The organism is Pseudomonas sp. S32, from assembly GCF_016648095.1.
Classification (GTDB): domain Bacteria; phylum Pseudomonadota; class Gammaproteobacteria; order Pseudomonadales; family Pseudomonadaceae; genus Aquipseudomonas; species Aquipseudomonas parafulva.
Genome location: NZ_JACVVF010000028.1, coordinates 54188 through 65756, shown reverse-complemented (window position 1 = coordinate 65756; position 11569 = coordinate 54188). Strand labels below are relative to the sequence as shown.

Here is an 11569-nt window from a genome sequence, read left to right as displayed (position 1 = left end):
CGCGCGGCGCATCGCGAGCTTTGCTCGCTCCTACGTTTGTTTCGGGCCAATGATGCCTGGGGCATTGGCGCGCGTACGCTTTGGCGCATGGCGCGGGGCCATCACAAGGTCTTGTCAGCCCCAGGCCCGATCATCCGCGCCAGCCCCAGATTTTTCAGGGCCAGTTGCAACGAGCTGTGGATAACTTGCGGGTTGTCGTGGCTCATTGCTTCGGCCAGCAGCTCCCTGGCCTTGACCATGTCGACCTGACGCAACATCCACTTCACCTTCGGCAGGTTGGTGGCGTTCATCGACAGGCTGTCGAAACCCATGGCCATCAACAGGATCGCCGCAGCCGGGTCACCGGCCATTTCGCCGCAGATGCTCACGGGCTTGCCTTCACCGTGTGCGTCACGCACTACGGTACTGAGCGCCTGCAGCACCGCCGGGTGCAGGTAGTCGTACAAATCCGCCACACGCGGGTTGTTGCGGTCCACCGCCAGCAGGTACTGGGTAAGGTCGTTGGAACCCACCGACAGGAAGTCCACCTGCCGCGCAAGCTCTTTGGTCTGGTACACCGCGGCCGGGATTTCTACCATCACCCCCACCGGTGGCATCGGCACGTCAGTGCCTTCGTCACGCACTTCGCCCCAGGCGCGGTGGATCAGGTGCAAGGCCTCTTCCAGCTCGTGGATGCCCGAGATCATCGGCAGCAGAATACGCAGGTTGTTCAGGCCCTCGCTGGCCTTGAGCATGGCCCGGGTCTGAACCAGGAAGATTTCCGGGTGGTCGAGGGTGACGCGGATGCCACGCCAGCCCAGGAAGGGGTTGTCTTCCTTGATCGGAAAGTACGAAAGCGCCTTGTCGCCGCCGATGTCCAGCGTACGCATGGTGACCGGGAGCGGGTGGAACGCCGCCAATTGCTCGCGGTAGATCGCCAGCTGCTCTTTCTCGCTGGGGAAGCGCTGGTTGATCATGAACGGCACTTCGGTGCGGTACAGGCCTACCCCTTCGGCGCCGCGCTGCTGCGCGCGCGCCACGTCCGCCAGTAGGCCAGTGTTCACCCACAACGGCATGCGGTGGCCGTCCGGGGTCACGCACGGCAGCTCACGCAGGGCGTCCAGGCCCTTGGCCAGCTGGCGCTCCTCCTCCACCACATCGCTGTACTGCTTGCGCAGCACCTCGCTGGGGTTGGTGTACACCTCGCCCTTGTAACCGTCGACGATCAGTTCGATACCGTCGACCTTGGAGTACGGCAGGTCAACCAGGCCCATCACCGTGGGGATACCCATGGCCCGGGCCAAAATCGCCACGTGGGAGTTGCCCGAGCCCAGTACCGAAACCAGGCCCACCAGCTTGCCTTCAGGCACTTCGCCCAGCATGGCCGGGGTTAGCTCTTCACTCACCAGGATGGTGTTTTCGGCATACACCAGCGACTGCGAACGCGCCTGTTGCAGGTAGGCCAGCAGCCGCCGCCCCAGGTCCTTGACGTCAGAGGCACGCTCACGCAGGTAGTCATCGTCCATCAGCTCGAAGCGGTTGACGTGCTCGCCCACCACCTGGCGCAGGGCGCCCTGGGCCCACTGGCCGGTGCGGATCACATCGCGCACCTCGCCACCCAGGGCCGCGTCCTCGAGCATCATCAGGTACACATCGAACAGCGCCCGCTCTTCGGGGCGCAGCTGGGTAGCCAGCTTGGCGGACAGCTTGCGCATGTCGGCACGCACGCCCTCGAGGGCGTTGTGGAACAGGGCCAGTTCAGCGTCGATGTCTTCGACAGTTTTGTCCGGCACCACTTCCAGGTCGGCGGGCGGCAACATGACCACGGCACGCCCCACGGCAGCACCCGGCGAGCCCGGTACGCCGACAAAGCGCGCTTCCTGGATGCCCTTGCCCTGTCGGCCGAGGCCGCGGATGGAGCCAGTGGCTTCGGCGTGGGCGATTACCCCCGCCAGCTGGGCACTCATGGTGACCAGGAAGGCTTCCTCACCTTCGTCGAACTGGCGCCGCTCCTTCTGCTGGATGACCAATACCCCCACCACACGACGGTGATGGATGATGGGGGCGCCCAGGAACGATGCAAACCTCTCTTCGCCGGTTTCGGCAAAGTAACGGTAGCGCGGGTGGGCAGCGGCGTTTTCCAGGTTGAGCGGCTCTTCCCGGGTGCCCACCAGGCCCACCAGGCCTTCGTTGGGCGCCATGCTGACCTTGCCGATGGAGCGCTTGTTGAGGCCTTCGGTCGCCATCAGCACGAAGCGGTTGGTTTCCGGGTCGAGCAGGTAAACCGAGCAGACCTGGCTGCCCATGGCTTCCTTGACACGCAAGACAATGATCCCCAACGCCGACTTGAGATCTTTGGCGGAGTTCACTTCCTGGACGATCTTGCGCAGCGTATTGAGCATGGCTCGGGGTCGAACTCCGTCGTCAGTCGCGCGTCAGAAGACGCGGTGCTAGCTCTTTCAGGGCGCGGCGGTAAACCTCGCGCTTGAATGTCACAACCTGCCCCAGCGGGTACCAGTAACTCACCCAGCGCCAGCCGTCGAATTCCGGCTTGCCGGTCAGGTCCATGCGCACCCGCTGTTCATTGCTGATCAGCCGCAGCAGGAACCACTTCTGTTTCTGGCCGATGCACAGGGGCTGGCTGTGGGTACGCACCAGCCGCTGGGGTAAACGATAACGCAACCAGCCACGGGTGCAGGCAAGAATTTCTACATCGTCGCGTTCAAGGCCAACTTCTTCGTTCAGCTCGCGGTACAGGGCATCTTCCGGCGTCTCGTCAGGGTTGATACCACCCTGGGGAAATTGCCAGGCATCCTGGTTGATCCGGCGAGCCCATAACACCTGCCCGGAATCATTCGTAAGAATGATCCCTACATTGGGGCGAAAACCATCCGGGTCGATCACGGCAGCAACCTCGCAAACGCATGTCACCGCATTGTTCCACAAAGCCTGCGAGCGCAGCAACGCGCCTGCCCGGCTTATATGCAGCAAGGGCTGCGGGATAGCCAGCCTGGGTGCTTGCCAACCTGCCCAGTTGCCTCACAGGTACGGTTCAGACCGGCTTGGCGCCCATCAGCCCGGCGATGGACAGGAAGCACAGCCCGCTGAACAGCGACAGCGCCAAGGTGTAGCGCAAACCCACGGCCTGCGCCTTGCGCAAGCGGTTCAGGCGCAGCAACAGCCAGGCTGCGGCAAAAGCGCCCAAGGTATACAGCACGCTAGAGGCCAGCAGCCAGGTCTGCCCCAGCGGCCAGCCAACCAGGTGCACCAGCCACCAGCCGGTGAACGGCATGCTGACAAGGCACACGGCCATGACCAGCCAGACGAAGATCAGCGGGCGCTGCAACAACCTGGCCCAGGGCTGTGGGTCGCCCTTTCGGTAAGCACGCAGGGTCCACAAGGCAAGCCCTGCGGCCCCCAGCAGCAAGAGCACGGTGGCGATCACATGGAGCGTCTTGAGGGTGGTCAGGTGTTCCATCTCGTGTGTCCTTTGGCCTGCGGTGCACGCCCAAGCTTAGCCGTTCAGCCCAGGAACAGCTTGTAGGCCGGGTTTTCGGTTTCGTCCCAGTAGGGGTAGCCGATCTTGGCGAGCGCCGCAGGCACCAGGTGACGCTCCTCTTCCGGCACCTGCAGCCCCGCCACCACGCGCCCGTCTGCCGCCCCGTGGTTGCGGTAGTGGAACATGGAGATGTTCCAGCGCCCCCCCAGCTTGTCGAGGAAGTTGAACAGCGCGCCTGGCCGCTCCGGGAACTCGAAGCGCAGTACCATTTCGTCGCTGGCGCCCGCCGAATGGCCGCCGACCATGTGGCGGATGTGCAACTTGGCCAGTTCGTTGTCGGTAAGGTCGGTCACCGGGAAGCCTTGATCCACCAGTTGCTGCACCAGGGCGGCACGTGGGTCGTTTTCCGGGTGGGTTTGCACGCCGACGAAGATGTGGGCTTCGTCGGAGGTATGCTTGCGGTAGTTGAACTCGGTGATCTGCCGCTTGCCGATCGCTTCGCAGAACGCCTTGAAGCTGCCTGGCCGCTCCGGGATGGTCACGGCGATGATCGCCTCGCGCTTTTCACCCAGCTCGGCTCGTTCGGCCACATGGCGCAGGCGGTCGAAATTGACGTTGGCGCCTGAGTCGATGGCCACCAGGGTGTGGCCCGTCACGCCATACATTTCCACGTAGCGCTTGATACCGGCCACACCCAGTGCCCCGGCAGGCTCGGTGATGGAGCGGGTATCGTCGTAGATATCCTTGATGGCGGCGCAAATTTCATCGGTGCTGACGGTGACCACTTCGTCCACATGGTGACGGCAGATATCGAAGGTGTGCTGGCCGATCTGCGCCACCGCCACGCCATCGGCGAACAAGCCCACCTGCGGCAGCACCACCCGCTCACCTGCAGCCATCGCCGCCTGCAGGCAGTTGGAGTCGTCCGGTTCCACGCCGATCACCTTGATGTCGGGGCGCAGGTACTTCACGTAAGCGGCAATGCCGGCAATCAGGCCCCCGCCGCCCACGGGCACGAAGATGGCATCCAGCCGGCCAGGGTGCTGGCGCAGGATTTCCATGGCCACGGTGCCCTGCCCGGCAATGGTGTGCGGGTCATCGTACGGGTGGATGTAGACGAAGCCCTTCTCGTCGACCAGTTTCAGCGAGTAGGCCAGTGCCTCGGGGAAGGAGTCGCCGTGCAGCACCACCTTACCGCCCCGCGAGCGCACGCCCTCGATCTTGATCTCGGGGGTGGTCTTGGGCATCACGATGGTTGCCTTGATGCCCATTTCCCGCGCCGCCAGGGCCAGGCCCTGAGCGTGGTTGCCAGCCGATGCCGTGACAACGCCCCGGGCCAGCTCCTGCGGGGTCAGTTGCGCCAGCTTGTTGTAGGCCCCGCGGATCTTGAACGAGAACACCGGCTGCAGGTCTTCGCGCTTGAGCAGGATCTGGTTACCCAGGCGTGCGCTGAGCTGCCCGGCAGGCTGCAACGGGGTTTCGACGGCAACGTCATAGACGCGCGAGGTGAGGATCTTCTTGACGTACTGTTCGAGCATCTGGAAAGCATCACTGGGCCGCGGGACAAGGCCTGGAAGTCTACCCCAGCGCTACGTCGGGCGACCACAGCAAAGCCCTGCAAGCCGTTATACTAGGCCCCTTTGAAAACGCCCTGCCCCATTTCGGAGCCCGCATGACCCAGGACCAACTCAAACAGGCCGTCGCCCAGGCCGCTGTCGACTTCATTCTGCCCAAGCTGGATGAAAAGAGCGTTGTCGGCGTCGGGACCGGCTCCACCGCCAACTTCTTCATCGACGCCCTGGCCCAGCACAAGGCCGCCTTCGATGGCGCCGTCGCCAGCTCCGAGGCTACCGCGCAGCGCCTGAAGGGCCATGGCATTCCGGTATTCGAGCTGAACAGCGTCAGCGAACTGGAGTTCTACGTGGACGGCGCCGACGAGAGCGACGAGCACCTGAACCTGATCAAGGGCGGTGGCGCAGCCCTGACCCGCGAGAAAATCGTCGCGGCGGTCGCCAAAACCTTCATCTGTATCGCCGACGGCAGCAAGCTGGTGCCTGTGCTGGGCGCTTTCCCGCTGCCGGTCGAGGTCATCCCCATGGCCCGCAGCCACGTGGCGCGCCAGCTGGTAAAGCTGGGCGGCGACCCGGTGTACCGTGAAGGTGTGGTCACCGACAACGGCAACGTGATCCTCGATGTGCACAACCTGCAGATCACCAACCCGGTCGAGCTGGAAGCACAGATCAATGCCATCGTCGGCGTGGTAACCAATGGCCTGTTCGCCGCTCGCCCGGCAGACCTGCTGCTGCTGGGCACCGCCGATGGCGTGAAGAGCCTGAAAGCCGAATAAGCCTGGGTGGGGCTGGGGCGCGGCCCCGCCGGTTCATGGGGCCGGCAGCTTGAACACGTAGAACAGGTTCGGCTCGCTGACCATATAAAGGGTGCCGGCATCGTCCATCGCCACGCCCTCCGCCTGCGGCACCGTCGCCTTCAGCCCATGGGCACCCTTGCGTAAAGACAGGGTGCTCAGCGGCTTGCCTTGTACATCCAGCTCCAGCAGCAGGCGCGACTCGTCCGACAGCGCCAGCAGGTGCCCGCTGCGCTCATCGAACTGCAAGCTGGACAGGTCGCGTACAAACAGCCGCGCATCGCGTTTGCTGTCCTGAACCACGTTCACGGCGTAGGGCTGCTGCGGGTTGTCGTGGGGGAACCCGTGTACCTCGTAGATCAGCATCGGGTCCCGCTCCTTGGCCACGAACAGGCGCTTGCCGGCAGAATCGTAGGCCAGCCCTTCGAAGCCCTTGTTGCCATTCAGGCCGATGCCCAAGGTAAGCTGCTCGGCATCGGCCGCGTCCAGAAACGGGGTGTCATCCTGCAGCCGCACACGGATCAGCCGTTGCTGGCGTTCATCAGTGATGACGTAGCTGTTGGGCCCCACGTACTCGACCGCCTCAGGGTCACCAAAGCCGGTCAGCGGCACGCGGCGCAGAATGCGCCCCTCGAGCGACAGCTCGATCAGTTCGGAACGGGCATTGGTGACGGTAAACAGGGTTTTGCGGTCCGGGTCATAGGTCAGCGCCGAAAGGTCGTCGTCCAGCCCCTCCACCGGCCGGGCTTCCACCGCTACCCGGTAACGGTCCAGGCCGATGCCCTGTTCGGCAGGGTGCCACCAGGCCTTGAGGTTGAACCAGGCGCGCTCGAAAAGACGCAGCTCCTGCCCTGCCCAACCGAGCACGAGCAGGCACAGGGCCACGGGGATCAACGACAAACGCAGGTAGCGGGGCATGCGGGCAGGCTCGACGAAAGGTGACGAATCTAACCACAGACAACTGAAGTAAAGCTTAATGCCATCACCCAGGCATCGAGCAGTCGTCAGCCCTTCTTGAACCGGTAGAACAGCGCGGGCTCGCTGATGATGTACAGGGTGCCCTGGTCATCCATGGCCACCCCTTCGGCACGGGGGATGGTTTTTTGCAGGCCGTTGAACCCTCCAAGTACAGTCATGAAACTGATCTTTTCGCCCTTGTCGTTCAGCTCCAGCAGCATGTGCGAGTCGGCGGAGAGCGCCAGCAAGTGCCCGGTGCGCGGGTCGATGCCCAGTGCCGAGAGGTTGCGCAGGTCCAGCGGGTCGGCGGGCAACGCCGTCTTGTTACCACTCAGCAGGCCTTGCCCGTTGCTGCGCCATTCATAAAGCCGCGGCGGGCGTTCTTCGCCGATCACCAGGCGTTGGCGCCGAGGGTCCCAGACCACGGCCTCGAAACCCTTGTTGCCATTTTCAGAGAGGCCCAGGTCATGGCTCTGGAAATCGGCGTGGTTCAACTCCGTGGTGCTCGCATCCACTTTGACGACAGTCAGGTCATGCAGACGCTCATCGGTGATGGCCATGTAGCCGCCCTCCATCACCGTGACACCTTCAGGGTTGGCCCAGCCCTTGAGCGGGATGTTGCGCAGTACATCACCGTCCAGATTCAACTCGGTCAAAATCGGCTTTTTGCCCATGACGGAAAACAGCGTGCGCGTGCTGGGGTTGAAGGCGAGGTCTGACGCTTCGTCATCCGCCATGCCCGGAAGGGGTTTCGCGTCGATTTCCACTTTGTAGTCCGGTAACCAAACGCTTTCGCCGCGTTCGGCAGTGGTCTCGAAGTGCTCCTTGACCCACAGCATGCCGCGGTCATCCCAGTGCATGAGAAATGCCACGCCATAAGCGATTGCCGCCACCACGGCCAGGGCGAAGGGCCAGCGCAGGTAGAAGCGTCGCATCGGGGCCACCGGGGCCGTGGATGAAGAGGGCATGCGAGCAGGATCCTGTGTTATGGGCGGGGATCAGCGCATTATCCAGATAGGGTGTGAAAAAATCGGTAAACAAAACCCCACCGCCGCCGCGGTGGGGCGCAGGCCAGGTCAGAGCACGCGGCTTTCGAAGCGGCTGACGCCTGGCAGCTCCAGTACCACTTCGTCACCCGCAATGAATGGCCCTACCCCAGCCGGCGTACCGGTCAGGATCACATCCCCGGCCTGCAACGAGAACTGTGCGGCCATGTGCTGGATCATGGGCACGATGGGGTTGAGCATCATGGCGCTGCTGCCATCCTGGCGCACTTCACCGTTCACCGTCAGGCGTACCGGGATGGCTGTGGTGTCCTCGAAGCTGGAGGCAGACACGAAGGGCGGCAACACGCAGGCCCCGTCGAAGCACTTGGCGAGCTCCCAGGGCAGGCCTTTTTCCTTGAGCTTGGCCTGCAGGTCACGCAGGGTAAGGTCCAGTGCCGGGGCGTAACCGGAAATGGCGTCCAGCACCTCCTCCGGGGTTGGCCGGATGGACAGCGACTTGCCCAGCAGCACGGCGATTTCCACTTCGTAGTGCACCGAGCCTCGATCGGCCGGGATCTTGAAACCGCCCTCGGCCGGCACCACGCAACTGCCGGGTTTGATGAACAGCAACGGCTCGGTCGGAATGGGGTTGTCCAGTTCCTTGGCATGCTCGGCGTAGTTGCGACCGATGCACACCACCTTGCCCAGCGGGAAATGGATGCGCGTGCCGTCTACGTACTGGTGCTGGTAACTCATGGCCGACTCCTCTGGATACTGCTTTTTATTCAGGTGCGAAGATCTTACCCGGATTCATGATGCCGTTAGGGTCGAACACGGCCTTTATTGCCTTCATGCAGGCGATCTCTTCCGGCGACCTGCTGTAGCCCAGGTAGTCACGCTTGGTCATGCCGACGCCGTGCTCGGCGGAAATGGAACCGTTGTAGCGCTCGACGATCTCGAACACCCATTTGTTGACCCGGGCGCAAGAGGCAAAAAACGCGTCCTTGCTCATGTGCTCGGGCTTGAGGATGTTCAGGTGCAGGTTGCCATCCCCGATATGGCCGTACCACACCACCTCATAGTCGGGGTAATGGGCCTGGACGACGGCATCGATATCGCGCAGAAAGGCCGGCACCTTCGATACGGTTACCGAAATATCGTTCTTGTAAGGGGTCCAGTGGGAAATGGTTTCGGACAGGTACTCGCGCAGCTTCCACAGGTTCTTCAGCTGCGTTTCGCTCTGGCTCATGACCCCGTCCAGCACCCAGCCCTGCGCCACGCAATGCTCGAACGTGGCCAGGGCTTCATCGGCCACCTGATCGGTGCTGGCCTCGAACTCCAGCAATGCATAGAACGGGCAAGGCGTGTCGAACGGCGCAGGCACATCCCCACGTGCAAGGATCTTGGCCAGCCCCTTGTCGGAGAAGAACTCGAACGCCGTCAGGTCCAGCTTGCCCTGAAATGCGTGCAGCACCGGCATGATCGAGTCGAAGTCCGGCGTGCCCAGCACCATGGCGGTGAGGTTGCGCGGCGCGCGGTCCAGGCGCATGGTGGCTTCCACCACGAACCCCAAGGTACCCTCGGCACCGATGAACAGGTGGCGCAGGTCGTAACCGGTGGCGTTCTTGACCAGGCCTTTGTTCAGTTCCAGCAGCTCGCCGGTACCGGTGACCACCTTCAGCCCGGCCACCCAGTTGCGGGTCATGCCGTAGCGAATCACCTTGATGCCGCCGGCATTGGTGCCGATATTGCCACCGACCTGGCTGGAACCACTGGAGGCGAAGTCGACCGGGTAATACAAACCCTGCTCTTCGGCATAGGCCTGCAGTTGCCGGGTAATCACCCCAGGCTGGCAGACCACGGTGCGGTCGAAGGCATCGAAACCCAGGATCTGGTTCATGTAGTCGAAGGCCACCACCACTTCACCCTTGGCGGCAACCGCACCCGCAGACAACCCGGTGCGCCCGCCAGAGGGCACCAGCGCCACCTTGTGGGCATTGGCCCAGCGCACGATGGCCTGCACCTGCTCGACCGTTCTGGGCAGCACGATGGCGCTGGGCGCAGGTGGATAATGCTTGGTCCAATCCTTGCCGTAGGCCTCCAGTGAGGCCGCGTCGGTCAGCACCTTGCCAGGGTCGACAAGGGTCATCAGCTCATCTAGTGAAGCGCGCTGGATCATCGCCTGAACTCTCGACTTATTCATGGTCACCCTGAGCACACTTCACCTGTCGGGATAAGCTCAGAGTGTGTCGCGTATGCTAGCATAGCGCTCCTTCTGTTCATGCTAGGGCCGCCCCAGCGGGGCTGCCTCTCGCCATTTTTCTTCGGGATACAGGTTTACGCAGATGAGCAAGACTTCTCTTGAAAAGAGCAAGATCCGGTTCCTTCTTCTTGAAGGTGTACACCAGAATGCGGTCGATACCCTCAAGGCTGCCGGCTACACCAACATCGAATACCTCACTGGTTCGCTGCCCGAAGCCGAACTGAAGGAAAAGATCGCCGATGCCCATTTCATCGGTATCCGCTCACGCACCCAACTGACTGAAGAAATCTTCGACTGCGCCAAGAAACTGGTCGCCGTTGGCTGCTTCTGCATCGGTACCAACCAGGTCGACCTGGAAGCTGCCCGCCAGCGCGGTATCGCGGTATTCAACGCCCCGTACTCCAATACCCGCTCGGTGGCCGAGCTGGTACTGGCCGAGGCCATCCTGCTGCTGCGCGGCATCCCGGAGAAAAACGCATCCTGCCACCGTGGCGGCTGGATCAAGAGCGCGGCCAACTCCTTCGAGATCCGTGGCAAGAAGCTGGGCATCGTCGGCTATGGCTCCATCGGCACTCAGTTGTCGGTACTGGCCGAAAGCGTTGGCATGCAGGTCTATTTCTTCGACCCGCTGACCAAGCTGCCGCTGGGTAACGCGGTACAGGTCACCAGCCTGCACGAACTGCTGGGCCTGGCCGACATCGTGTCGCTGCACGTACCTGAGCTGCCCTCCACCCAGTGGATGATCGGCGAGAAGGAAATCCGCGCGATGAAGAAGGGCTCGATCCTGATCAACGCCGCCCGCGGCACCGTCGTAGAGCTGGACCACCTGGCCGCCGCGATCAAGGACAAGCACCTGATCGGCGCCGCCATCGACGTGTTCCCGGTAGAGCCGCGCTCCAACGATGAAGAGTTCGAAAGCCCGCTGCGCGGCCTGGACAACGTCATCCTCACCCCGCACATCGGTGGCTCCACCGCAGAAGCCCAGGCCAACATCGGCCTGGAAGTCGCCGAGAAGCTGGTCAAGTACAGCGACAACGGTACGTCCGTGTCCTCGGTCAACTTCCCTGAAGTGGCCCTGCCGGCGCACCCTGGCAAACACCGTCTGCTGCACATCCACGAGAACATCCCGGGCGTGCTCAGCGAGATCAACAAGGTGTTTGCCGAGAACGGCATCAACATCTCCGGTCAGTTCCTGCAAACCAACGAGAAAGTGGGTTATGTGGTGATCGACGTCGACGCTGAATACTCCGACCTGGCGCAAGAAAAACTGCAACAGGTCAAGGGCACCATCCGCTCCCGCGTGCTGTTCTAAGTACGCTGCCCCCGCGGCAAGCAAAGCCCAGGTTGCTGACACCCGTCAGTCAAGCAACCTGGGCTTTTGCTTTGGCGCTTGATCTTCGCAACTTCAGGGGCCGGACTTGCCACGGCTGAGAGTCGCCGATAACCCGTCTGCCACATACCTGCCTGTGCAGAAAATTTTGGCCTGCGGTCAAACATCGCCGAGACTTCAATGTCATAGG

General features: G+C 62.6%; 10 protein-coding genes. 2 read left to right on the top strand and 8 right to left on the bottom strand.

The genetic code is table 11. The features are described from left to right. Positions 1-101: 101 nt before the first annotated feature. The 4 genes from ptsP to ilvA form a co-directional block, all read right to left on the bottom strand. Positions 102-2381: a phosphoenolpyruvate--protein phosphotransferase gene (gene ptsP / locus IAE38_RS16130; RefSeq protein WP_201165456.1), complete on the bottom strand. Its 2280-nt coding sequence runs from the start codon at positions 2379-2381 to the stop codon at positions 102-104. Between the two features lie 22 nt (positions 2382-2403). Then, a complete protein-coding gene (locus IAE38_RS16125; protein ID WP_028632087.1) occupies positions 2404-2883 on the bottom strand; it encodes an RNA pyrophosphohydrolase in 480 nt (159 codons plus the stop codon). A gap of 148 nt (positions 2884-3031) precedes the next feature. After that, positions 3032-3457 (bottom strand): DUF2269 family protein, encoded by a 426-nt coding sequence (locus tag IAE38_RS16120; RefSeq protein WP_060480838.1) that lies wholly within the window; start codon positions 3455-3457, stop codon positions 3032-3034. A 44-nt stretch (positions 3458-3501) separates the two neighbouring features. Continuing rightward, positions 3502-5016, bottom strand: coding sequence for a threonine ammonia-lyase, biosynthetic (gene ilvA / locus IAE38_RS16115; protein WP_060480839.1), 1515 nt, complete (start codon positions 5014-5016; stop codon positions 3502-3504). Between the two features lie 134 nt (positions 5017-5150). Here ilvA and rpiA point away from each other — a divergent pair, with 134 nt between their 5' ends. After that, the gene (gene rpiA, locus IAE38_RS16110; protein WP_028632090.1) at positions 5151-5825 is read left to right on the top strand and encodes a ribose-5-phosphate isomerase RpiA; all 675 of its coding nucleotides are present in this window, start codon (positions 5151-5153) and stop codon (positions 5823-5825) included. Positions 5826-5858: 33 nt separating this feature from the next. Here rpiA and IAE38_RS16105 read toward each other — a convergent pair whose 3' ends face one another. The 4 genes from IAE38_RS16105 to IAE38_RS16090 all read right to left on the bottom strand — a co-directional run bounded on the left by IAE38_RS16105 (position 5859) and on the right by IAE38_RS16090 (position 9965). Continuing rightward, complete coding sequence (locus tag IAE38_RS16105) at positions 5859-6761, bottom strand: SdiA-regulated domain-containing protein (RefSeq protein WP_028632091.1); 903 nt, start codon at positions 6759-6761, stop codon at positions 5859-5861. 86 nt (positions 6762-6847) lie between these two features. Beyond that, the gene (locus tag IAE38_RS16100) at positions 6848-7768 is read right to left on the bottom strand and encodes an SdiA-regulated domain-containing protein (protein WP_201218287.1); all 921 of its coding nucleotides are present in this window, start codon (positions 7766-7768) and stop codon (positions 6848-6850) included. 108 nt (positions 7769-7876) lie between these two features. Next, a complete protein-coding gene (locus tag IAE38_RS16095; protein ID WP_201218286.1) occupies positions 7877-8542 on the bottom strand; it encodes a fumarylacetoacetate hydrolase family protein in 666 nt (221 codons plus the stop codon). Between the two features lie 25 nt (positions 8543-8567). Next, positions 8568-9965 carry an FAD-binding oxidoreductase gene (locus IAE38_RS16090; RefSeq protein WP_201218288.1) on the bottom strand — a complete coding sequence of 466 codons (1398 nt, stop codon included), beginning with the start codon at positions 9963-9965 and terminating at the stop codon, positions 8568-8570. 166 nt (positions 9966-10131) lie between these two features. Here IAE38_RS16090 and serA point away from each other — a divergent pair, with 166 nt between their 5' ends. Next, a complete protein-coding gene (serA, locus tag IAE38_RS16085; protein WP_028632095.1) occupies positions 10132-11361 on the top strand; it encodes a phosphoglycerate dehydrogenase in 1230 nt (409 codons plus the stop codon). The last annotated feature ends 208 nt before the right edge of the window (positions 11362-11569 follow it).

Coding starts and splice junctions, on each gene's coding strand:
- serA (WP_028632095.1), top strand. CDS start 10,132: ATGAGCAAGACTTCTCTTGAAAAGAGCAAGATCCGGTTCCTTCTTCTT.
- ptsP (WP_201165456.1), bottom strand. CDS start 2,381: ATGCTCAATACGCTGCGCAAGATCGTCCAGGAAGTGAACTCCGCCAAA.
- IAE38_RS16095 (WP_201218286.1), bottom strand. CDS start 8,542: ATGAGTTACCAGCACCAGTACGTAGACGGCACGCGCATCCATTTCCCG.
- IAE38_RS16105 (WP_028632091.1), bottom strand. CDS start 6,761: ATGCCCCGCTACCTGCGTTTGTCGTTGATCCCCGTGGCCCTGTGCCTG.
- rpiA (WP_028632090.1), top strand. CDS start 5,151: ATGACCCAGGACCAACTCAAACAGGCCGTCGCCCAGGCCGCTGTCGAC.
- ilvA (WP_060480839.1), bottom strand. CDS start 5,016: ATGCTCGAACAGTACGTCAAGAAGATCCTCACCTCGCGCGTCTATGAC.
- IAE38_RS16100 (WP_201218287.1), bottom strand. CDS start 7,768: ATGCCCTCTTCATCCACGGCCCCGGTGGCCCCGATGCGACGCTTCTAC.
- IAE38_RS16090 (WP_201218288.1), bottom strand. CDS start 9,965: ATGATCCAGCGCGCTTCACTAGATGAGCTGATGACCCTTGTCGACCCT.
- IAE38_RS16120 (WP_060480838.1), bottom strand. CDS start 3,457: ATGGAACACCTGACCACCCTCAAGACGCTCCATGTGATCGCCACCGTG.